This is a genomic window from Comamonas sp. UBA7528 (genome assembly GCF_002479375.1).
Taxonomy (GTDB): domain Bacteria; phylum Pseudomonadota; class Gammaproteobacteria; order Burkholderiales; family Burkholderiaceae_C; genus Comamonas.
In genome coordinates, this window is the sequence record NZ_DLMU01000014.1 from 1 (window position 1) to 20,682 (window position 20,682).

Annotated in this window: 18 protein-coding genes, 1 other RNA gene and 1 pseudogene; 10 read left to right on the plus strand and 10 right to left on the minus strand. The window is 65.1% G+C overall.

All coding sequences use genetic code 11. The features are described 5' to 3' along the window. A partial coding sequence (locus B3349_RS15710; RefSeq protein WP_291590151.1) for a hypothetical protein occupies nucleotides 1–184 on the plus strand: 184 nt, incomplete at its 5' end. On the opposite strand, the gene gmtY is transcribed toward B3349_RS15710, so the two are convergent. Further along, nucleotides 181–1,581 carry a gamma-mobile-trio recombinase GmtY gene (gmtY, locus tag B3349_RS15715; RefSeq protein WP_291590152.1) on the minus strand — a complete coding sequence of 467 codons (1,401 nt, stop codon included), beginning with the start codon at nucleotides 1,579–1,581 and terminating at the stop codon, nucleotides 181–183. The genes B3349_RS15710 and gmtY overlap by 4 nt on opposite strands. A gap of 896 nt (nucleotides 1,582–2,477) precedes the next feature. Here gmtY and B3349_RS15720 point away from each other — a divergent pair. Together B3349_RS15720 and B3349_RS15725 are read left to right on the plus strand one after the other, a co-directional pair. After that, entirely contained in the window at nucleotides 2,478–3,437 is a 960-nt protein-coding gene (locus B3349_RS15720; RefSeq protein ID WP_291590156.1) for a Bug family tripartite tricarboxylate transporter substrate binding protein, read from the plus strand. Between the two features lie 165 nt (nucleotides 3,438–3,602). Further along, nucleotides 3,603–3,818, plus strand: coding sequence for a hypothetical protein (locus tag B3349_RS15725; RefSeq protein ID WP_291590157.1), 216 nt, complete (start codon nucleotides 3,603–3,605; stop codon nucleotides 3,816–3,818). 271 nt (nucleotides 3,819–4,089) lie between these two features. Here B3349_RS15725 and B3349_RS15730 read toward each other — a convergent pair whose 3' ends face one another. After that, nucleotides 4,090–5,934 (minus strand): ABC transporter ATP-binding protein, encoded by a 1,845-nt coding sequence (locus B3349_RS15730; RefSeq protein WP_291590158.1) that lies wholly within the window; start codon nucleotides 5,932–5,934, stop codon nucleotides 4,090–4,092. A 310-nt stretch (nucleotides 5,935–6,244) separates the two neighbouring features. Between B3349_RS15730 and B3349_RS15735 the strand changes: the two genes are divergently transcribed. Then, a complete protein-coding gene (locus B3349_RS15735) occupies nucleotides 6,245–6,604 on the plus strand; it encodes a DUF3617 family protein (RefSeq protein WP_291590159.1) in 360 nt (119 codons plus the stop codon). 120 nt (nucleotides 6,605–6,724) lie between these two features. Here B3349_RS15735 and B3349_RS15740 read toward each other — a convergent pair whose 3' ends face one another. The 4 genes from B3349_RS15740 to B3349_RS15755 all read right to left on the minus strand — a co-directional run bounded on the left by B3349_RS15740 (nucleotide 6,725) and on the right by B3349_RS15755 (nucleotide 9,777). Then, nucleotides 6,725–7,489 carry an amino acid ABC transporter ATP-binding protein gene (locus tag B3349_RS15740; RefSeq protein WP_291590160.1) on the minus strand — a complete coding sequence of 255 codons (765 nt, stop codon included), beginning with the start codon at nucleotides 7,487–7,489 and terminating at the stop codon, nucleotides 6,725–6,727. 46 nt (nucleotides 7,490–7,535) lie between these two features. Further along, entirely contained in the window at nucleotides 7,536–8,186 is a 651-nt protein-coding gene (locus B3349_RS15745) for an amino acid ABC transporter permease (RefSeq protein WP_066542012.1), read from the minus strand. A gap of 17 nt (nucleotides 8,187–8,203) precedes the next feature. Next, the gene (locus tag B3349_RS15750; protein WP_218333516.1) at nucleotides 8,204–8,866 is read right to left on the minus strand and encodes an amino acid ABC transporter permease; all 663 of its coding nucleotides are present in this window, start codon (nucleotides 8,864–8,866) and stop codon (nucleotides 8,204–8,206) included. Nucleotides 8,867–8,976: 110 nt separating this feature from the next. Beyond that, entirely contained in the window at nucleotides 8,977–9,777 is an 801-nt protein-coding gene (locus B3349_RS15755; RefSeq protein ID WP_066542022.1) for a transporter substrate-binding domain-containing protein, read from the minus strand. 329 nt (nucleotides 9,778–10,106) lie between these two features. Between B3349_RS15755 and B3349_RS15760 the strand changes: the two genes are divergently transcribed. From B3349_RS15760 to B3349_RS15775, 4 genes are all read left to right on the plus strand, one after another. Continuing rightward, entirely contained in the window at nucleotides 10,107–10,979 is an 873-nt protein-coding gene (locus B3349_RS15760) for a MurR/RpiR family transcriptional regulator (protein ID WP_291590161.1), read from the plus strand. Nucleotides 10,980–11,052: 73 nt separating this feature from the next. After that, entirely contained in the window at nucleotides 11,053–12,294 is a 1,242-nt protein-coding gene (locus B3349_RS15765; RefSeq protein WP_291590162.1) for a diaminopropionate ammonia-lyase, read from the plus strand. Continuing rightward, nucleotides 12,291–13,535, plus strand: a complete 1,245-nt coding sequence (locus B3349_RS15770; RefSeq protein ID WP_291590163.1) for a Zn-dependent hydrolase — start codon at nucleotides 12,291–12,293, stop codon at nucleotides 13,533–13,535. Before B3349_RS15765 ends, B3349_RS15770 begins: the two co-directional genes overlap by 4 nt. Before the next feature lie 70 nt (nucleotides 13,536–13,605). Further along, the gene (locus B3349_RS15775; RefSeq protein WP_291590165.1) at nucleotides 13,606–14,562 is read left to right on the plus strand and encodes an N-carbamoyl-D-amino-acid hydrolase; all 957 of its coding nucleotides are present in this window, start codon (nucleotides 13,606–13,608) and stop codon (nucleotides 14,560–14,562) included. A gap of 27 nt (nucleotides 14,563–14,589) precedes the next feature. On the opposite strand, the pseudogene B3349_RS15780 reads toward B3349_RS15775, so the two are convergent. Both B3349_RS15780 and cysK read right to left on the minus strand, forming a co-directional pair. After that, a pseudogene (locus B3349_RS15780) lies at nucleotides 14,590–15,726 on the minus strand (sterol desaturase family protein); the annotation flags it as partial. 157 nt (nucleotides 15,727–15,883) lie between these two features. Beyond that, nucleotides 15,884–16,804 carry a cysteine synthase A gene (gene cysK / locus B3349_RS15785; protein WP_066542020.1) on the minus strand — a complete coding sequence of 307 codons (921 nt, stop codon included), beginning with the start codon at nucleotides 16,802–16,804 and terminating at the stop codon, nucleotides 15,884–15,886. Between the two features lie 269 nt (nucleotides 16,805–17,073). Here cysK and B3349_RS15790 point away from each other — a divergent pair, with 269 nt between their 5' ends. Together B3349_RS15790 and rnpB are read left to right on the plus strand one after the other, a co-directional pair. Continuing rightward, the gene (locus B3349_RS15790; protein WP_225608711.1) at nucleotides 17,074–17,238 is read left to right on the plus strand and encodes a hypothetical protein; all 165 of its coding nucleotides are present in this window, start codon (nucleotides 17,074–17,076) and stop codon (nucleotides 17,236–17,238) included. A 60-nt stretch (nucleotides 17,239–17,298) separates the two neighbouring features. Then, nucleotides 17,299–17,637: RNase P RNA component class A (gene rnpB / locus B3349_RS15795), an RNA gene on the plus strand. Nucleotides 17,638–18,023: 386 nt separating this feature from the next. On the opposite strand, the gene B3349_RS15800 is transcribed toward rnpB, so the two are convergent. Continuing rightward, complete coding sequence (locus B3349_RS15800) at nucleotides 18,024–18,809, minus strand: S4 domain-containing protein (RefSeq protein ID WP_291590166.1); 786 nt, start codon at nucleotides 18,807–18,809, stop codon at nucleotides 18,024–18,026. A gap of 103 nt (nucleotides 18,810–18,912) precedes the next feature. Continuing rightward, nucleotides 18,913–20,589: an MBL fold metallo-hydrolase gene (locus tag B3349_RS15805; RefSeq protein WP_291590167.1), complete on the minus strand. Its 1,677-nt coding sequence runs from the start codon at nucleotides 20,587–20,589 to the stop codon at nucleotides 18,913–18,915. Nucleotides 20,590–20,682: the final 93 nt, after the last annotated feature.

Sequence of the window (20,682 nt, forward strand, 5' to 3'; positions counted from 1 at the left end):
TAGAAAAAGCTGGTCGATTCACTCCATTGCCAACGTGCGCCAGGTTTCCAGTTGCGGATACTCGCGCTTGACCCAGCCCAGGGTCGTGTCGCTATCACGATTTACCCCCTTCATCTTGGGTAACAGGGTGACGGATGCCCTGGGCACGGACGTTGTCTTTTTATCGGCCAAACTGATTCCTTAGTCGTCGATTTCGATACCCGGCAGCGGCTGGTCCGGAGTGAATGGCGTTTTGGCGTGCTGGTCGCGCAGTCGCTGCGCGGCGGCTTCAAGTGCTGAGATGGCCTCGCGGGTGGTCGCCTGCGTGTAGACCCGCTGGCTCTCCTCGGACGCGTGATGCATGAAGCGACGGATGAGCGGCTTATCAACACTGGCGTTGCGCAGCCGTCGACCGTAGGCGTGACGGTGACCGTGGGGTGTCGTGCCCAGTGCCTTACTGACCTCTAGGCCTATACGTTCACAGGCAGCGGCATGCGCCTTGTTGTACTGGGTAAGCGTGTAAACCGCACCCACAGGCTCACGACTCAGATTGATGAAGGCATACGGATGGTCGCGCTCGAAACGTGCCACTTGCTCCAAGTAGCGGAGCCACAGTTGCAGGAACCACTCGCCATACTCAGGCAAGAACCAGTACGCCTGCTTGTAATAGGGGGCGTCGTGCGTACCGCCTTTCCAGCCGGCATGGCGCCTGTCCATGACTTTGGTGCGCGGTGGGAGTCCAAACTGCTGGGCAAGGTATTCCGCCCGGTTGCCCTTGCGTGGCTTACCTCTTTCATCGTGCCAGTCGGCGGGTGCACCTCCATGGCTTGGGTGATGGATTAGCACCTTGGCCTGACTCGGGTTGGCTGGGTCCGGGAACACATCGGAGATGTAGAGGTGGAAAGGCTCCGACTCTCGGAAACCGGCCCCGTGCAGCAGCAACGTGATGAGCATGCCACGGTAGTCCTGGCGTCCAGCTGCATTGAATCCCTTGGCAAGAAGTTCCTCGAAACGCTCTTCCGGGAAGGCTGGTGGTTCACCCTTCTCAACTCTCGGCAGGCGCTGGCCCCGGACACGGTGCCCGGTCTCAGCGGGGGAAGCGTTCGCAGCCCAAGTGTGGCCAAGGAAAGCCTTGCTGCGTCGGAATTGGTAAGCGGCCTCGTCGGCCTGGCGGTCGAAGGCTCCGCCCGCATAGCGTGGGTTCACATGGGCTGCTTCTGGGCGCATTTCGCCAAGCCAATCGAAGAAGTCGGTCAGGTGTGTGACGATGTGCGAAGCGTCCTGCGGAGAGCGTGGCGCCCAGCACAGGCCACTGGGGTCGAGACCGGTTGCATGGTCGAAAGTACCCGTGTACAGCCGCTGGGCGAAGTTCTGAAAAAGGCGATATGTGCCGCGCTCGGCAGGGTTGGATTGCAGGTATTCGAGGAACATCCGCACCGAGCGTGCCACTTTCGACATCCAGGCCAGACTGCGGTCGTGGCTGCGGTACAGGCAATAGTCGAGCAAGGGCTCCAGCACCCCAGCCGGGGTCAGTAGCGCAGGCAACTCGGTGTAGGCCCCTGTGGCATCGGTGTGGACTTGGGCTTTGACAGTAACGAACATGGTGCAACTCGATAGTCAGAGCAGGCAACAAAATTATCCGTACCTTTGAAGTCGATGTGACTGCACATGCATGGCCAAATCCACCTACTCCCATCACCGCCCTTGCGGGGTATCGGAGAACTTGTGACTGCAGTAGCAATTCGACATCCCGTGCTTCAACAGCGTCGAGCTAGTGCAAGGTGCTTTGCGCGCTCTGTGGTTTAACCATGTCGCGGGCATTCACTTAGCACCTCACTTCTCCAGCCTAAACGCGGTATCAGACGCCCGCTAGTGCCTCAGAGTCAAGTCTCGTTTCATACGTACCTTCCCCTCCACCCATCCTGCTGCTCATCTTTCAATGAGAGATGGCTGCGCGAAACAGCTCCGCACTTATCCTACATATGATGCATATTTATGGAATAGCTACATAAATCGCATGACAAGAAAAAACCCCTTCAAGAGGGGGTTGATGAGCTTCCTGCAGTTAAATCCCCCAAACTATGTATTGATAGTTGGGGGGAAGAACGCCAGGAGGGCGGGCTTTTTTGCATCTGCCAGTGGCTGCGGAGCTGATCTGCCTTGGTCTGCTCTGGTCTGTACGTTTTCTGCAGAGCCGGGTGGCGGGGAGGCAGGCTTACAGGCCGGCTGTGAGTGGCGCGCAAGACCATCTTGCAGCCCGCGAGGCGGCGGCAATCCCGTCCGTACTTTGTCGCCTAAATGACAAGTGCTGGATAATCGAAGGCGCTGCGCTGCCGCTGGAACGGGCCGATAGGCCGCACCATTGCTGGAATCAGGTCTCAGGGAATTCGCCGGTAAAGGGTAAACCCTTGATGTGGATTTCCCGTAAAGGTTGCCCCGGAGTACGCACCTACATTGCAAGCTCTTTCGAGCAAGCAAGAGCACAAGAGGAGACTTGAATGCAGCGTCGTACGTGGGGTGCCGTGGCCTGTGCCGTGGCCGCTTTGTGGGCTACCGGTGCCCAGGCCCAGGCCAATTACCCGAACCAACCCATCACCCTGCTGGTGCCCTACGCGGCCGGCGGGACCACCGACGTGCTGGCGCGCGCCCTGGCCAACAGCATGGGCAAGCTGCTCAAGCAGAGCGTGATCGTGGAAAACCGTCCCGGTGCCGGCGGCTCCATGGGCGTGGTGGAAATGCTCAAGACCAAGCCCGACGGCTACAAGCTGACCTTGACCCCGGTGGGCATCTTCCGCCAGCCGTATCTGCAGAAAACGTCGTATGACCCGATCCGCGATGTGACCTACATCGCCTCGTTCGCCACCTATGACTTCATTCTGGGCGTGTCCGCGACGGCGCCGCACAAGACGCTGAAGGATCTGGTGGACTACGCCAAGAAGAACCCCGGCGCCATCGACTATGGTACGCCCGGCAAGTACTCCGGCAACCAGGTGGCGATGGTGCTGCTGGGCAAGGCCGTGGGCACGGAGTTTGTGCATGTGCCGTTCAAGGGCGATGCCGAGAACGTGAACGCGCTGCTGGCCGGTCACATCAAGTCCTCGGTGTCCACCAACAGCATCATGACCTTCATCGAATCGGGCAAGGTCCGTCCGCTGGCGATTGCGTCCGAGCAGCGCTCGCCCGCCTTCCCCAATCTGCCGACCTTCAAGGAGCAGGGCTATGACGTGGTCGTTCCGTCTCCGCTGGGCGTGGGCGGTCCCAAGGGGCTGCCCCAGCCCATCGTGGAGAAGCTGGATGCGGCCGTGAAGGCAGCGCTGCAGGATCCGGACTTCCAGCGCGTCGTCAAGAACTACGGCATCCGCACCGATTACCGTGATGCCAAGACCTACACCGAGTTCGCACGCACCACGTTTGCGGGTGAAAAGGCCTTGGTGCAAAGCATGGGTCTGAACGACTGAGGCTGGCGCAGGCCGCTACCCGGAGCCAGGGCACATCCCGCTTCCGGTGCGGTCCCCAGGGCCTGCCTGCGCAGGCTGCTTACAGTCTTTACCTGCGTGATGGACAGCAGCGTGCAGAGCGGTGGCATGCTGGTGTCATCACCACTTGCAGGAAAGGACGAACCCATGCGTACATCCCGTTGGCTGGCACTGGCTGGCGCCGCAGTAGCTGTGGCGGCCCTCTCGGGCTGCATACTGCCGCCGCCGCACGACCATGGCAGAGACGGTGGCCGTGGCGATGGCCGTTATGACCACCGCGGTGACCGCGACGGCGACGGCCGCTGGGACCGCGATGGTCGGCCCTCGGGCCCACCGCCTGGCGGCTATGGCCAGCGCTATTGACAGTGAAGATGACGACGGCGCCCGATGGGTGCCGGATGCCAAAAAACGGGTGCCTTGGCACCCGTTTTTTATCGATGTGCGCTGATAGCGCCGCCGCTCGTGCAGCCCCCTGTGTTCTCAGGTCCGGCGCAACCGGTGCCATCGATGCAGCCGGTGACACAGGCACCGCAGACGCGGGCAGCGGAGGGCGTGCTGCATGCCCTCGCGGCCTGGGGGATGCTCCGGTCGCCGCTGCCGCCGGACTCAGTCCGCCGGGTCGCTGCCGCCGGACTCAGCCCGCCGGGTCTTCCGGCTCGGCCAGGAAGCCCCCACTCTGGTGGGCCCAGAGCTTGGCGTAGATGCCGCCCTGGGCCAGCAGTTGCTGGTGCGTGCCTTCTTCGACAATATGGCCTTCGTTCATCACGATCAGCCGGTCCATGGCAGCAATGGTCGAGAGGCGGTGTGCGATGGCAATCACCGTCTTGCCGTGCATCAGTCCATCGAGGCTGTGCTGGATGGCGGCTTCCACCTCGCTGTCCAGTGCGCTGGTGGCTTCGTCCAGCAGCAGAATGGGGGCGTTTTTCAGCATCACCCGGGCAATGGCCACGCGCTGGCGCTGGCCGCCCGAGAGCTTCACACCGCGCTCACCCACCTGGGCGTCATAGCCGCTGCGGCCTTTGAGGTCGGTCAGCGTGGCGATGAAGTCCGAGGCCTCGGCCTTGTCGGCGGCGGCGCGCATCTCGGCCTCGGTGGCATCGGGCCGACCGTAGAGGATGTTGTCGCGCATGGAGCGGTGCAGCAGCGAGGTGTCCTGCGTGACCATGCCGATGGCGCCGCGCAGGCTGTCCTGCGTAACGTTGCGGATGTCCTGGCCGTCGATGGTGATGCGGCCGCCTTGCGGCTCGTGAAAGCGCAGCAGCAGATTGACCAGCGTGGACTTGCCGGCGCCCGAGCGGCCGATCAGACCGATGCGTTCGCCCGGGCGAATCTGCAGATTCAACTGGTCGATGACTTTCTTGCCGCCGTCCTTGTAGCTGAAATCCACCCCTTCGAAGGCAATGGCCCCCTGCGTGACCTGCAGCGGCTGGGCATTGGGCGCATCGACGATGGAGCGCGGCTTGGTCAGGGTGGTGATGCCGTCCTGGATGGTGCCCACGTTTTCGAACAGGCCGGTCATCTGCCACATCACCCAGTGCGAATAGCCCATCAGGCGCAGCGCCATGGCAATCACCGCGGCGACCACACCGGCGCTGGCATGGCCCTGGGTCCACAGGTACAGGGCGGTGCCGCCGCTGCCCAGCAGCAGCAACGCAATCATCAGGTGGTTGGTGATCTCGAACAGGCTAACCAGGCGCATCTGCGCATAGCCCGTGGCCTTGAAAGCCTCCATGGCATTGCGTGCGTACTCGGCCTCGCGGCGTGTGTGGGCGAACAGCTTGACGGTGGCGATGTTGGTATAGGCATCGGTCACGCGGCCGGTCATCATCGAACGCGCATCGGCCTGCTTCTTGCCGATCTGCCCCAGGCGCGGCACAAAGTAGAAGCAGGCACCGATGTAGGCGGCAAACCAGATGGCGAAGGGAATCATCAGCCGCCATTCGAAGCTGGCGGCCAGGATCAGGATGCCGATCATGTACACGCCGACCCCGACCAGCACATCAACCACCATGAACACCACTTCGCGCACCGAGAGCGCGGTCTGCATGATCTTGGTGGTGATGCGGCCGGCAAATTCGTCCGCGTAGAACGACATGCTCTGCCCCAGCATCAGCTTGTGGAAGACCCAGCGCAGCCGCATCGGAAAGTTGATGGCCAGCACCTGGTGCATGACCTGGGTGTGCAGGGCCAGCAGCGCCACGCTGCCCAGCAGGATGCCGACAATGCCCAGCACTGTGCCGCGCTGCTGTTCCCAGAAGCTGGCAGGCGATACCGTGCCCAGCCAATCGACCACATGGCCCATGATGGCGAACAGCAGTGCCTCGTACACCGACAGCAGGGCCGAAGTGAGGGTCAGTAGCGCAATCCAGCCGCGCATGCCCCGGGTGCAGGCCCAGATAAAGGCAAAGAAGCCTTTGGGAGGAACCGGGGGTTCTGTTGCCGGATAGGGCGGCACCTGTTTTTCAAATAAACCGAACAAGATCGAGCTCTCCTTGTACTGCCCATGGTAGTGGGGCCGCCACCCGGTGGAAAAGGAGCGGGCGATGCCCGTGTGGTGGCGGGGAGATTGGCGCCACCTCTGCCGGCGCCGGTATCCCGTGGCATGTGCGATCGCTGCCTATACTTTGCCCGGGCTGCTCTGTACTACAGGGGCTGCCGATTCAAGCGAAAGCAGGTAGAGATTGAAAGCATATTGCAAACGGATGAAGAGCGGGAGCGCATGGCTGGCCATGTGCCTGTTGGCAGGGGCTGTGCAGGCCGCGCAAGGGCCTACGGTCCAGGATATCGAAGTGCTGAAAACCATTCCCGATGGTCAGTGGGAGTTGAGCAGCCGTGTCGACCACGCGGAAAAGGCCACGCCGCCGCAGCTGGGCTGTCTGTCGGCCGAAGGCCTGGCCCGAGGTCTGCAGGAGCTGGTGACCACAGTGCAGTCGGAGCAGCGCTGCACCATCCAGTTGACGAGCAATACCGAGGCGCTGGGTGTGCTGGAGTTGCGTTGCCCACAGAACGGGCGCGAGCTGGTGCCGGCGGTGATGGAGTTCCGGCGTCCGGCGCCGGACCGCCTGGAAGTGCGCAGCCAGCTGCAGTTTGGTCCCCGTTCCATGCACCTGGCGCAGGACTACCAATGGAAGGGTGCCTGCCCCCAGTGACCGGGTGAAGGCCCCGCCGTCCCGTCCGGGGCAGAGGGGCCAGGGTCGACCCGGTAGCGGTTGGCGGCTGCCGGTACCTCCGGGCGGTGGGCGCGGAAAGGGCGCGCCAGGTTGCAGGTGTCAGGCCGTGACCATGCCCAGGAACTGGCGCAGTTCCGGCGTTTGCGGCGCACCGAAAATCTGTTCCGGTGCCCCCACTTCGTGCACCTTGCCCTGGTGCATGAAGACCACTTTGTCGCTGACCTTGCGGGCAAAGCTCATTTCGTGCGTGACCATGATCAGCGTCATGCCCTGTTCGGCCAGGCTTTCCACCACGCCCAGCACTTCGGCCACCAGTTCCGGGTCCAGGGCCGAGGTGACTTCGTCGCACAGCAGGATTTCCGGGTCCATGGCCAGGGCGCGGGCAATGGCCACGCGCTGCTGCTGCCCGCCGGAAAGCTGGTCCGGCATGGCGTCGAACTTTTCGGCCAGACCGACGCGGTCCAGCAGGCGTTCGGCATTGGCGCGGGCGGTGTCCTGCGGCTGGCGCATCACCAGCGAGGGCGCCAGCATCACATTGCGGCCCACGCTCAGGTGGGGAAACAGGTTGAAGCTCTGGAAGATCATGCCCACGTTCTTGCGCAGCTCGCGCAGGGATTGGGCGTTGTCGGCCTGCAGCGGCTGGCCGTGCACCAGCAGCTGGCCTTCCTGAAAGCTTTCCAGGCCGTTGATGCAGCGCAGCAGCGTGCTCTTGCCGGAGCCGCTCTTGCCGATGATGGACACCACTTCGCTGCGGTTGATCTGCAGGTCCACGCCCTTGAGCACTTCGTTGCTGCCATAGCGCTTGCGCAGGCCGCGGATGTCGACCAGGGGGAAGGTGGAAGGAGAGGATGCAGGGGCGTTCATGTGCGCAATCCAGAAGTCGTCAGGGGAAACAGGGGGAGGCGTGCCATCAGGTGCGGGGACGCAGGCGTTTTTCCATGCGCTGGCTCCACAGCGACAGCGGGAAGCACAGCACGAAGTACAGCGCGGCCACACAGCCGTAGACCAGGAAGGGTTCGAACGTGGCGTTGGCAATCAGCTGCCCGGCCTTGGTCACTTCCACAAAGCCGATCACGCTGGTCAGCGCGGTGGCCTTGATGATCTGCACGCCAAAGCCGGCGGTGGGGGCAATGCCCAGGCGCATGGCCTGGGGCAGGATCACGTGGCGCAGCTGTTCGGTGAAGCTCATGGCCAGGCAGGACGAAGCCTCCCATTGGCCGTGGGGCACGGCCTCCACGCAGCCACGCCAGATGTCGCACAGATAGGCCGCGGAATACAGCGTCAGGCACACGGCGGCGGCCATCAGTGCCGAGGTCTCGATGCCGATCAGCGCCATGCCGAAGTAGGTGAGAAACAGCTGCATCAGCAGGGGCGTGCCCTGGAACAGTTGCACATAGAGCGACACGGCGCGCACGGCACCGGGCAGCTTGGACAGGCGCAACACCAGCAGGCCCAGGCCCAGCAGGCCGCCGCAGACAAAAGCGATGAGAGACAGGCCCACTGTCCAGCGCAGGGCCAGCAGCAGCTGGCGGGCAATGTCCCAGTACGTGAATTCAACCATGGGGAAACACTCCTAAATCAGCGACGGCGGCCAAAGACACAACGGGGGCCGAACCAGTTCAGGAACTGGCGCAGCAGCACGGCCAGACCCAGGTAGACCAGGGTGACCACGATGTACGACTCCAGGCTGCGGAAGGTGCGGCTGGAGATCAGGTTGGCGGCGTAGGAGATTTCCTCGGTCGAGATCTGGCTGCACACGGCCGAGCCCAGCATCACGATGATGATCTGCCCGGTCAGTGCCGGCCAGACACGGCTCAGTGCGGGTGGCAGCACCACGCGGGTGAAGATCTGCATGCGGTTCAGCGCCAGGCACTGGGCGGCTTCGATCTGGCCGCGCGGCGTGGCTTCGATGCCGGCACGGATCTGTTCACAGGCGTAGGCCCCCAGGTTCAGCGTCATGGCCAGCACGCTGGCCACCTCGGGCGACATGCGCAGGCCCAGCGAGGGCAGGCCGAAGAACAGGAAGAACAGCTGGATGATGAAAGGGGTGTTGCGGAACACCTCCACATAGGAGGCGACCAGGGTGCGTACCGCCAGGCCGGCGTGCAGGCGCATCCAGGCGCAGGCGATGCCCAGCAGCACGCCCAGTGGCACGGCAAAGGCCGTCAGCAGCACGGTGAGCCACAGGCCCTGAAGGAGCATGGGCCATTGGCCCAGCACCGTTGCGAAGTTCATTTCCATGGGCGTGGCCCCGTTCTCGATTCTGTGCAATATCCAAATTCAGGTCCTGGCAACGCGGGCGCACCAGGCGGGAGGGACCCATGGGGTCCGTCCCGGAAGTCCACCGGCGGTCAGTCCGGCAGATTGCCCATGTCGCGGCCCAGCCACTTTTTGGAGTAGGAGTTCAGCGTGCCGTCCTGCTTGGCGGTGCGCAGGATGTCATTGACCTTGTTCAGCAGCGCGGTCTCGCCCTTGCGCACGCCGATGTAGTTGGGCGAATCCTTGATCAGCAGCTTGTATTCGGCCTGGACCTTGGGGTTCTTGGCCAGTGCGGCGCCGGCGACGGCTGCGCCCACAGCCACGAACTGGGTTTGCTGCGTCATGAAGGCGGCCATGGTGGCGTTGTCGTCTTCAAAGCGCTGGATCTTCAGCGTCTTGGGTGCAAGGTGCAGCAGCGCCTCGTCCTGGATGGTGCCGCGGGTCACGGCCAGAGTCTTGCCGCCCAGGTCGTCAAAGCTCTTGACGGCGATGTCCTTGGGGCCGAAGACGGCCTGGAAGAAGGGGGCGTACGAGGTGGTGAAGTCGATCACCTTGGCGCGCTCTTCGTTCTTGCCCAGGGCCGAGACGATCAGGTCGATCTTGTTGGCCTGCAGGTAGGGAATGCGGTTGGGGGTGCTCAGGGGCACGAACTCGGCTTTGACGCCCAGCTTGTCTGCAATCAGCTGGGCCGTGGCCACGTCCACGCCTGTGGGCTTGAAGTCCGGGCCCATGAAGCCGTAGGGTGGGTAGTCGGTGGGAATGCCCAGGGCGATCGACTTCTTGTCGAGCACGCGCTGCAGCGACTTGTCCTCTTGCGCCATGGCGCCGGCAGAAACGGAGAGGGCGATGGCGGCCAGTGTGGTGGCGGTGAAGGTGCGGCGGCTCAAGGACATGGGTGCACTCCGGGTGGCAAAAAGTTGCGGATGCACTGTCTCAGCATTTACCGTGCCAGCTTGAAACGCGGGTTTCTGTTTGCGGTGTCGGGGTGGTGCCAAAGGGCGGTACCAAGGGGGCATATCCCGGGGGCAAGGGCAGAGCCGGGAGACTGCCGGTGGCTTTTTCTACAGGGCGCCAAAGCAGGCATTGCTTTTGCAAGCAGGGATGGTGTTCTTGAAACTTTTGTGCCTTTGTTTCATATTTTTGGCACGTTTGTTTCATGCACGGTGCAAGCCGCTCCCCATGGTGGTGCGCGCTCCCCAAATTGGAGACAAGGTTCCATCCCATGCACGATCCGCTCAACCCCAGCACGCTGGATGCCCGCATCCGCCATGTCTATGCCCAGCTATCTTCGGCCGAACGCAAGCTGGCCGATATGGTGCTCACCCGGCAGCGGGAGCTGCTGGGCTATTCGGCCACGGAGCTGGCCGGACTGGCGGGCACGTCCAAGTCCAGCGCGGCGCGCTTTTTCCGCAGCCTGGGCTATGCCGGGTATGACGAATTCCGCCAGGCGCTGCGGGCGGCGCAGCTGCAGCAGTCGCCTCTGGCGCGCATGGAGCAGCCACGCCGCAAGCGCAGCCTGGCGCAGCAGTTCCAATCCCATCTGCAGGCCGATGCCGGCCTGCTGAGTGCCTGGGCGGAGTCCATCCCCGAGGCGCAGCTGGAAGCGGCGATTGCCATGCTGGTCAGGGCGCGCAAGGTCTGGGTGGTGGGCTACCGCCACAGCCATCTGACCGCGTTCTACGCCCAGTCGCTGCTGGCCCAGGTGCGGGGCGAGGTCGGCAGCCTCAACGATGTGGCCGGGCGCGAAGCAGATCTGCTGGCCAGTGCCTCGGAAAAAGATGTGCTGCTGGCCGTGGACTTTCGCCGCCGCAGCACGCGCCTGCCGCGCTTGCTGGCGGCGGCGCAGGCCGTGGGGGTCCAGACGCTGGTGCTGACCGATGCGCCGGTGTCCGCCCTGGCCATGCAGGCCCAGGTGGTGCTGCGCTGTGGTGCCAGCAGCCCGCAGGGCCTGTTCGATTCCTATGTGTGTGCCGTCAGCCTGGTGAACTTTCTGGCCAGCGCCCTGGCCCAGCAGCAGCGTGTTCCCACCCAGGAGCGGCTGGAGCGCATCGAGCGCCTGCATGTGGCGCTGGACGACCTGGAACCCCAGCTGTGACCCACCGCCGGCGGGCGTGATGTTTCTTCTCCCCTCCCTCCCCCTCTCTCTGTCCCTGATGTTGAAAGCCCCTATGACTTCTGCTTCCCTCCCGGCCCTGACCGTGGAATGCTTTGCCAACCCTGCCGCCAACCGCATGACGCCGTATGGTGCGCGCCGCACCGACATCCTGGGGGCCGATGCGCTGGCCCTGGCGCAGCGCGAGCTGTCGCAATGGCAAGGCTATGCACCCACGCCCCTGCACAGCCTGCCTGCGCTGGCCCGCGCGCTGGGTGTGGCCAGCGTGCACTACAAGGATGAAGGTGGCCGCTTTGGCCTGGGCAGTTTCAAGGCGCTGGGCGGTGCCTATGCGGTGGCCCGTCTGCTGTGCCGCGAGCTGGGGCGCAAGCTCGGCCGTGCGCTCGGCACACAGGACCTGCTGCGCCCTGAAATGCGTGCGCTGTGCCAGAGCATCACCGTGACCTGTGCCACCGATGGCAACCATGGCCGCTCCGTGGCCTGGGGCGCGCAGCGCTTCGGCTGCCAGTGCGTGATCTACATCCACGCCACGGTGAGCGAAGGCCGCAAGGATGCCATTGCACAGTACGGTGCGCAGGTGGTGCGCACCAGCGGCAATTACGACGACGCCGTGCGCCAGGCCGATGCCGATGCGCAGCTGCACGGCCGGTTCGTGATCTCCGACACCTCCTACCCCGGCTATATGGATGTGCCGCGCGATGTGATGCAGGGCTACCAGCTGATGGTGGAAGAGGCCGCTGCGCAGCTGCAGGAACGCCCCACGCACATCTTTGTGCAGGCGGGGGTGGGTGGTCTGGCGGCAGCGGTCTGCGGCTATTTCTGGGAACGCGATGGGGGCGACCGCCCCTTCTATGTGGTGGTGGAGCCCGACAAGGCAGACTGCCTGGCGCAGAGCGCCAAAGCGGGAGCGCTGACCGCGGTGACGGGCGATATCGACACCTTGATGGCGGGATTGGCCTGCGGCGAAGTCTCGCACCTGGCCTGGGAAATCCTGGAAAAGGGCACGGATGCGTTCTGCGTGATTGCCGACAGCGCGGCGGTGCAGTCCATGCGCCTGCTGGCCCATCCGCTGGAGGCCGATCCGGTGATCGTCGCCGGCGAGTCGGCCGTGGCCGGTGTGGCGGCGGCCGTGGCGGCCAGCCAGAGCGACACAGCGCGCACGCTGCTGGGCCTGAACGCCGGCAGCCGCATCCTGTTCTTCGGCAGCGAGGCGGCGACCGACCCGGTGCTGTATGCCGAACTGGTGGGCGAAAGTGCCCAAGCGGTGGCCGCACGCGCCGACAAGGTGGCCGCATGAGCGCGATGGACACCCTGCGCATCGACGGTGCGCGGCTGCTGCAGCGGCTGAAGGAGCTGGGCCAGTTCGGTGCGCTGGAGGGCGGCGGGACCAACCGCCTGGCGCTGGGGGATGCCGACAGGGTCGGCCGGGACTGGACCGTGGCACAGATGCAGGCACTGGGCATGCAGGTGCAGGTCGATGCCATCGGCAATGTGGTGGCCACCTGTGCCGGCACCGAAGACCTGCCGCCGGTCATGACCGGCAGCCATATCGACACCGTGCGCACCGGCGGTCTGTATGACGGCAACTATGGCGTGATGGCGGGGCTGGAGGTGGTGGCCACCTTGCGGGACGCGGGGGTGCGCACGCGCAGGCCCCTGCAGGTGGCGTTCTTCACCAACGAGGAAGGCGCCCGCTTTCAACCCGACATGATGGGCAGCCTGGTGATGGTGGGGGGCATGCCGCTGGAGGAGGCGCTGGCGGTCCAGGCCGTGGACAACGGCGCGACCGTGGGGGCCGAGCTGCAGCGCATCGGCTATGCCGGTGGAGCGCCTGTGGGTGCGCCGCAGGTGGACAGCTTTGTGGAGCTGCACATCGAGCAAGGCCCCGTGCTGGAGCAGCAAGGGGTGGAGATCGGCGTGGTCGAAGGCGTGCAAGGCATTTGCTGGATGGAGTTCACCTTTGACGGCACCAGCAACCATGCCGGCACCACGCCCATGGCCTTGCGCCATGACGCGGGCATGTGCGCCATGCGTACCGCCGCCTTCGTGGCCGAGCTGGTGGCGCGCTATGGCGGCCGGCAGCTGGGCACCGTGGGAGCCGTGCAGCTCAAGCCCAATCTGATCAATGTGATTGCGGCGCAGGCGGTGATGACGGTCGATCTGCGCAACACCGATGGGGCCATCTTGCGGCAGGCCCAGGCCGAGGTGCTGGCCTTTGCACAGCAGATCGCGGCCGAGAACGGGGTGCGCTGTGCGCAGCGGCAGCTGGCGGACTTTGCCCCCGTGGTGTTCGATGCCGCGCTGGTGCGCAGCGTGGAACAGCACGCCGGTGCACAGGGCCTGAGCACCTTGCGCATGCCCAGCGGTGCCGGCCATGACGCGCAGATGCTGGCCCGCGTCTGCCCCACCGCCATGGTGTTTGTGCCGTCGGCCGCAGGCCTGTCGCACAACGTGCGCGAGCACACCGACGCCGCGCAGCTGGAGCAGGGCGCGAATGTGCTGCTGCAGGTGCTGCTGGAACGCGCGAACCGAATGTGAATGCAACGGACCGCCTGGGCTGCTGTGCAGCGGCCCGGGCCATGTCCACACCATAGAAAGCGAATGTGAAATGACCCGTATCGTCAACGTTGCCCTGGGCCAGCTGGGCCCGGTGCAGAAAGCCGACTCCCGCGCCAGCGTGGTGCAGCGCCTGTGCGCCATGATGCACGAGGCCAAAAGCCTGGGGGCCGATGTGATTGTCTACCCCGAGCTGGCGCTGACCACCTTCTTTCCGCGCTGGTATATCGAGGACCAGGCCGAGCTGCACCGCTACTACGAGCGCAGCATGCCCAATGCCGAGGTGCTGCCGCTGTTCGAGCTGTCCAAGGCACTGGGCATCGGCTTTTACCTGGGCTACGCCGAGCTGGCCGAGGAAGCCGGCCAGCTGATGCAGTACAACACGGCCATTCTGGTGGACAAGACCGGCAGCATCGTCGGCAAGTACCGCAAGATCCATGTGCCCGGCCACTTCGAGCACGAACCCTGGCGCCAGTTCCAGCATCTGGAAAAACGCTATTTCACACCCGGCAAGTCCTTCGACGTGTACCAGGCCTTTGGCGGCACCATGGGCATGGCGCTGTGCAACGACCGCCGCTGGGCGGAGAGCTACCGCGTGATGGCGCTGCAGGGTGCGGAGATGATCTTCATCGGCTACAACACGCCCGTGCACAACGCACCGGCACCGCAGCATGACGACCTCTCGCTGTTCCACAACCAGCTGGCGGTGCAGGCCGGTGCCTACCAGAACGGTTGCTGGGTGGCCAGCGTGGCCAAGGGCGGCGTGGAAGAGGGCGTGGACAGCATTGCCGGCAGCCTGCTGGTGGCGCCCAGCGGTGAGGTGGTGGCGCGCTGCACGACCAAGGACGACGAGGTGGTGCTGGGCCGCGCCGACCTGGATTTCTGCGCCGTGTACAAGCGCACCACGTTCGACTTCGATCTGCACCGGCATCCGGAATGCTATGGTTTGGTCACGGCCCGCAAGGGCGAGAAGCTGGCGGCTGATGGCTCGCCCTGGGTCACGGCCTGAAACCACAGCCCTGGCGCTGCGTCAACGCAGCGCCAGGGTGGCCAGACCCACTGCCGCCGCCTGCAGGGCCAGCGCCATGCCCCAGTGCATGCGGCCTTGCATGGCGGCGCCCAGCGTCCACTGCCCGGCCAGCAGCACGCCAAAGCCCCAGAGGTTGCGTGACAGCGGAGCCTGGTCGGCCTGCCAGAGAAATGCGACGGCGCCCCCCACCAGGGCCGCAAAGTCCAGCACCGCAAACAGGCGCAGCGCGCGGTTCATGGGCGGGGCGAACCGCTGGCGGTGTGCCTCCAGGTCGAACGCCGGTTTGGGGAAACGCTGCGCCACATCGGCCGGCTGCCAGCCGGGGGGCATCAGCCAGACCCTGGCCTTGTCGCTCCAGCGCCGTGCCTGCCAGCTGTCGTGCACCAGCTGGCGGTAGACGGCCGCATTGGCCCACAGCGGATCCCAGCTGTTGAGCAGGCCGCGGGTGCCGTAGATGCAGGGATCGTGCGGGTCTTCTTCCTTGAACGTGCCGAACAGCCGGTCCCACACGATCAGGATGCCGCCGTAGTTTTTGTCCACATAGGCATCGTTGACGGCGTGGTGCACGCGGTGGTTGCTGGGGGAGCAGAACCAGCGGTCGAACCAGCCCAGGCGGCGCACCTGCTCGGTGTGCACCCAGAACTGGTAGAGCAGATCGATCAGGCCAACCACGGCAAACACCAGCGGCGGCACGCCCAGCAGGGCCATCGGCAGGTAGAAGATCCAGGCCAGCAGCGCGCCGGAGCTGGTCTGGCGCAGCGCGGTGGACAGGTTGTAGTCCTGGCTCTGGTGGTGCACCACATGGGCCGCCCACAGCACGGCGACTTCGTGCCCCATGCGGTGCAGCCAGTAGTAGCAGAAGTCGTAGAGCAGCAGGGCCAGCAACCAGCCCGGCAGGCTGAACCAGAAAGCGTCATGGTGCCACAGGGCCGCGTGGTGGGCAACGGCGGTGTAGATGCCCAGCGTCAGCAGCTTGGTGAAGACCGCGCTGGTCTGGCTCAGCACGCCCAGGTTCAGCGAGGTGATGGCATCGGCCAGCGCATAGGTGTTGTGCCCGCGCCGGCGGCCGACGGCCCATTCCACAGCCATCAGTGCGAGAAATACCGGGAGGGCCAGAACAATGATTTGGCTGGGTGAGAGCATGGCGCCCGATTCTGGGCGCGGATGGCAGGCACGGGCTTGGCGGGAACCCTAGTTGCGCCCGCAGGCGGGGTGCTGCACCGGTGGTTGTGGAGGGCGGCAACAAAAAACCGCCTGGCGGACATGCACAGGCGGTTGTCAGGGGCGGCGTGGCCGACGCTCAGGCGGTGGGCAGGAAGCCTTCCACCGACAGATAGCGTTCGCCCGTGTCGTAGGCAAAGCCCAGCACCTTGGCGCCTGCGGGCAGCTCGGGCAGCTTCTGCGCGATCGCGGCCAGCGTGGCACCCGAGGAGATGCCGACCAGCAGACCTTCTTCGCGCGCCACGCGGCGGGCGTATTCGCGGGCGGGTTCGGCGTCCACCTGGATCACTCCGTCCAGCAGGCTGGTGTCCAGGTTCTTGGGCACAAAGCCGGCGCCAATGCCCTGGATGGGGTGGGGCGCAGGCTGGCCGCCGGAGATCACGGGCGAGGCCGCAGGCTCGACGGCAAACACTTTCAGATTGGGGAACTTGGCCTTGAGCACCCGGGCCACGCCGGTCAGGTGACCGCCCGTTCCCACGCCGGTGATCAGCACATCAATGCCTTCGGGGAAGTCCTTGAGCACTTCCTGGGCGGTGGTGGCTTCGTGTACGGCCACGTTGGCGGGATTTTCGAACTGCTGGGGAATCCAGGCACCGGGCGTTTGTGCGGCCAGTTCTTGCGCGCGGGCGATGGCGCCCTTCATGCCCTTTTCCTTGGGCGTCAGGTCGAACGTGGCGCCATAGGCCAGCATCAGGCGGCGGCGTTCGATGGACATGCTCTCGGGCATTACCAGGACCAGCTTGTAGCCCTTGACGGCGGCCACCAGGGCCAGGCCCACGCCGGTGTTGCCGCTGGTCGGCTCGATGATCACGCCGCCGGGCTTCAGTGCGCCGGACTTCTCCGCATCCTCCACCATCGACAGCGCAATGCGGTCCTTGATGGAGCCACCGGGGTTGCCACGCTCGGACTTGATCCAGACATTGGCGCCTGCACCGTAGAGGCGGTTGATGCGGATGGCGGGCGTGTTGCCGATGGTTTGCAGAACGTTGTCGAATTTCATGGTCTCTCCAGCAGGTGGGTGGAATTCGGGAACGGCCATTGTGGCGCACTTGTTCCGCCTGGACGGAATATGAATATGCCCTGAAGGTGGGGTCGGCAGCGCCCCCCGGCGCGACCCTGGCTACGGGCTTGTCCGGGCTGCCAAAGAGCGGTGCCGCGCAGAAACTGCAGCTTGCACTTGATGCACATCAAGCGCTGGGTGATCGGTGGCCCGCAAACGCCTGCAGCGCGAAACAATGGGCAGGTGTCTTCATACAAAGGAGGTTTCCCTTGTTGCTCACGTTCAATCACACCATGCTGCTGCTGGGCGCATGCTGCGTGCTGTTGATGGTCGGCTTTTCCTACCGTGACCAGCGCTGGGGCCCCTGGACCATGCTGGTGGCCGTGATCTGCCTGTTGCTGCTGATGGGCTACAGCATCCTGAACCTGCTGTAGCGCAGGGTTGTGCCCGGGCCAGCCGGCAAACGGGCGCCAGACGGGCGATAATGGCGGTGTGAAGTTCGCTGGACCGCCGCTGGTGCTGGTGCCGAAAGGCCGCACTGGAGGAACGTCCGGACTGCATAGGGCGGCGTAGCAGCTAACGGCTGTCCACCGTGAGGTGAGGATCAGAGCAACAGAGACGAGTCTGGCAGGAGTGCCGCAAGGCAGACCATCCAGGGTGAAACGGGCAATCTCTACGCGCAGCAATACCAAGTAGGCACACGTTGACGGGGCCCCCGGAGTGTGCGGGTAGGTAGCATCGAGCTGGTGGGGCGACCCCCAGCCCAGAGTAATGGCGGTCACGCAGCGGGAAACCGTTGTGCACAGAATCCGGCTTACAGGCGAACTTCACACTTTTAGATTCCGCAAAAAAACCGCGCTTTCAGTCACTGGGAGCGCGGTTTTTGTTTCCGTGGATGCCGTGGGCAGCGCGGGAGTTGAAAAGAAATTTTCAACTTTCCGGATCGATGCGCTCACCAGTCACCCAGATATCCTGGCATTTCCCGTTGGATAGCTTACTGTGGATGCGTCCACCGCTATGCATTTGCATATGTGCGCTGCGGCAATGCTGAAAAGAAATTGCCAGATTGCGGCCCGTGGCGCAGTGGTGCCGCGATGGAAGATTCGCCGCACTGCGCCTTGGCCGGGCGGCTGGTGCGCCCCCGGCAGTGGCAGGCAGGGAGCACCTGTGGCGAGGTGGGACCTCTCGCCAGGCGGGATGCTGCGCCGCAGCCCAGGGGCTAGAACCGCTCCCAGGGCATGGCATAGCGCCACTGCCCTTCGGGCAGCTTGGCCAGCGAGATGCGTCCGATGCGCTGGCGCTTCATACCAATCACTTCCAGGCCCACGCATTCGCACATCTCGGCAATCTCTTCGGGAAAGATGCCTTTGAGCGCAAAGCGCAGGCGGGTTTCGTTCTGCCAGCTGACCTTGATCTTGGGAAGGCGCTTGCCGTCGATGGAGGTGCCGTCGCACAGGCGTTCCAGCCCACCTTCGTCGATGGTGCCCCGCACTTCGACAATGCATTCCTGCTCCAGGTACAGCGCTTCTTCCCGCAGCTTGCGCGCCACGCGGTGGTCCTGGGTGAACACCATCAGGCCGCTGGCGGGCACCGGAATGGGCAGCAGGCACTCCAGGTTCTTGAAATGCTTTTGCAGCACCAGGATGGGCGCCGGGGTGTCCATATCGGCCAGGTTCTCGGGCACCAGCAGGTCGTAGGCATTGCCCACCTTGCCACGGGTGTGGCCGCGCGCACCCTGGGGGTTGCGCACGGTGTAGCCGGCGGGCTTGTGCAGCAGCAAGGTCACGGGGGGGGCGCCATCGGGCTTGGCGCCTTCCTTGACGGTGACGGTTTGCTGCGGGCGCACGCGGGTGGCGGGCGTCTGGACGGTGATGCCGTCCACCTGCACGGCGCCGCTTTCAATGTAAAGCTCGGCTTCGGCGCGCGAGCAGCCCAGCTGGGCGGCCAGGCGTTTGGACAGGCGGACGCCTTCGTCCTGTGCTTCGGGGTGTTCAGTCGGTGACATAAGCGCGCAGTCTACGAGGCCCGCGATGGCCTGTGGGCCACGCGGTATCTGCGGCAGCAAAAAAAGAGGGGCTGCAGGGTACGGCCTCTGCGGAAAGGCCGGGTCAGGTGGCCGGTGCCAGCCCCAGCGCCTGGATGCGCTCCACATGGGCCAGCAGGCTGCGTTCGGCCAGCTTCCACAGCGGCTGGGGGGTGTCCGCGTAGGCGTGCTGCACCCAGTCCTGCATGCTGCCGCCGGGCAGGGCCTGCATGGCGGCCAGCACCTTGGCTTCGCGTGCCAGGCGGTGGTTTCTCAGGCGGGCGATCACCGCGCGCGCGGCGCCCAGCACATAGCCGTGGGCAGGCAGGATGAAGTCGATCTCTTCCTGCGCACAGATGGCGTCCAGCGTGTCCAGCGAGCGCAGGTAGGCGTCCATATTGCCGTCCGGCGGGTTCACGATGGGCGTGGCGCCGTTCAGGATGTGGTCCCCGCTGAACAGCAGCTCGTCCTCTTCCAGCACCAGGCAGACATGGTTGGCGGCGTGGCCGGGCGTGAACACGGCGCGCAGGGTGTGGGTGACGGGGTGGTCCTGGCCTGCGGGCGGCGGAGCCGACAGCACCAGCCGCTCTCCATCCTGCAGCGCCAGATCGGGGGTGAACCGGGCGGACTCAGAGGCCGTCGGGGCGGACGGCAGGCCATGGATCTGCGGGCGCGCGGCGCCCTGGTCCTGGCACAGCTGCTGCAGCACAAAGGCCCCCGGGGCATGGTCGGCATGCGAATGGGTGCAGACGATGGCACGGATATCACCGCCTGCGGCGTCGTACAGGCGCTGGATGTGGGCGGTATCGGCCGGACCGGGGTCGATGGCGATGAAACCCGTGGCCGGCTCTCCCACCAGATAGCTGTTGGTGCCGGGGCCGGTCATCACGCTGGCGTTGGGGGCCGTCAGGCGCAGCAGGTTCTTGCGCAGCGGTACGGCGTGTTCGCTCTGCCAGTCGAGCGGGTGCAGGCATTGGCCGTCGGGGCAGACCATGGCCAGCTCGCCGTAGGGCGCTTCGTCCTCGGTAAAACGCGCTTCCTTGCCGCTTTGCAGGCCGGTGCGGGGCGAATGCTTCCACAGCGGACCGTTGACCACGGCCGCCAGCACGCCTTCGGTGCTGCCCAGCTGGGCCAGCCGCGTCAGGGTGCGGATGGTGGGGAAGATCATGGGCATCTGCCGGGCCTGGAAGCGCTCCAGCGCCTGGGCCGGCCGCACCCAGACGGGCTCGAACTGCTCGCGGTTGTCGGGCTCCGGTGTCTGGCCAGGCGGCATGCGGGCCACAAAAAAGGGCACGGCAAAGCGCTTGGGCAGGTTGCGGTCGGCGGTGAAATGGCCGATCTGCCACAGCTGGGCCACGTCCAGCCGCAGGCCGCGCGCGCGCAGCTGGGGCCACAGCGGGGCATGGCGGTCCAGCGCATCCACATCGGCCTGGGTGGCGGGGCTGCCATCGGCATGCACGGCCAGCAGCAGGCCCATTTCCTCGAAGGTTTCGCGCAATGCCGCGGTGGCGGCCGTGCGGCCGGTGGCGTCCAGCCCGTCGCGGCTGCGCACCACGTCGTCTCCGGCCTGTGCGTCCTGTGCCTCGATGCCGCCACCGGGGAAGACATACATGCCCGGCGCGAAGCTGGCGCGCTCGGAGCGGCGGGTCATCAGCACTTCACAGCCGCCGTCCGGCAGATCGCGCAGCAGCAGCAGGGTGGACGCGTCCAGCGGCGTGACGGGCACGCGCTGGGGGTGGAGGAGCAGGTGGTCGCGGGGCATGGCCACATTATTGGGGCGGTGCGCCGTGCGCGTCTGTCACCTGCAGCCATGCATATAAACACATGCCTGAATCTTATGAAAGGACGGCTACCA

What these genes read in the sequence shown, in the direction of transcription:
- B3349_RS15805 (WP_291590167.1), bottom strand. Translation starts at nt 20,589, where the DNA reads ATGCCCCGCGACCACCTGCTCCTCCACCCCCAGCGCGTGCCCGTCACG.
- gmtY (WP_291590152.1), bottom strand. Translation starts at nt 1,581, where the DNA reads ATGTTCGTTACTGTCAAAGCCCAAGTCCACACCGATGCCACAGGGGCC.
- B3349_RS15775 (WP_291590165.1), top strand. Translation starts at nt 13,606, where the DNA reads ATGACCCGTATCGTCAACGTTGCCCTGGGCCAGCTGGGCCCGGTGCAG.
- B3349_RS15720 (WP_291590156.1), top strand. Translation starts at nt 2,478, where the DNA reads ATGCAGCGTCGTACGTGGGGTGCCGTGGCCTGTGCCGTGGCCGCTTTG.
- B3349_RS15740 (WP_291590160.1), bottom strand. Translation starts at nt 7,489, where the DNA reads ATGAACGCCCCTGCATCCTCTCCTTCCACCTTCCCCCTGGTCGACATC.
- cysK (WP_066542020.1), bottom strand. Translation starts at nt 16,804, where the DNA reads ATGAAATTCGACAACGTTCTGCAAACCATCGGCAACACGCCCGCCATC.
- B3349_RS15750 (WP_218333516.1), bottom strand. Translation starts at nt 8,866, where the DNA reads ATGGAAATGAACTTCGCAACGGTGCTGGGCCAATGGCCCATGCTCCTT.
- B3349_RS15755 (WP_066542022.1), bottom strand. Translation starts at nt 9,777, where the DNA reads ATGTCCTTGAGCCGCCGCACCTTCACCGCCACCACACTGGCCGCCATC.
- B3349_RS15800 (WP_291590166.1), bottom strand. Translation starts at nt 18,809, where the DNA reads ATGTCACCGACTGAACACCCCGAAGCACAGGACGAAGGCGTCCGCCTG.
- B3349_RS15725 (WP_291590157.1), top strand. Translation starts at nt 3,603, where the DNA reads ATGCGTACATCCCGTTGGCTGGCACTGGCTGGCGCCGCAGTAGCTGTG.
- B3349_RS15765 (WP_291590162.1), top strand. Translation starts at nt 11,053, where the DNA reads ATGACTTCTGCTTCCCTCCCGGCCCTGACCGTGGAATGCTTTGCCAAC.
- B3349_RS15745 (WP_066542012.1), bottom strand. Translation starts at nt 8,186, where the DNA reads ATGGTTGAATTCACGTACTGGGACATTGCCCGCCAGCTGCTGCTGGCC.
- B3349_RS15760 (WP_291590161.1), top strand. Translation starts at nt 10,107, where the DNA reads ATGCACGATCCGCTCAACCCCAGCACGCTGGATGCCCGCATCCGCCAT.
- B3349_RS15770 (WP_291590163.1), top strand. Translation starts at nt 12,291, where the DNA reads ATGAGCGCGATGGACACCCTGCGCATCGACGGTGCGCGGCTGCTGCAG.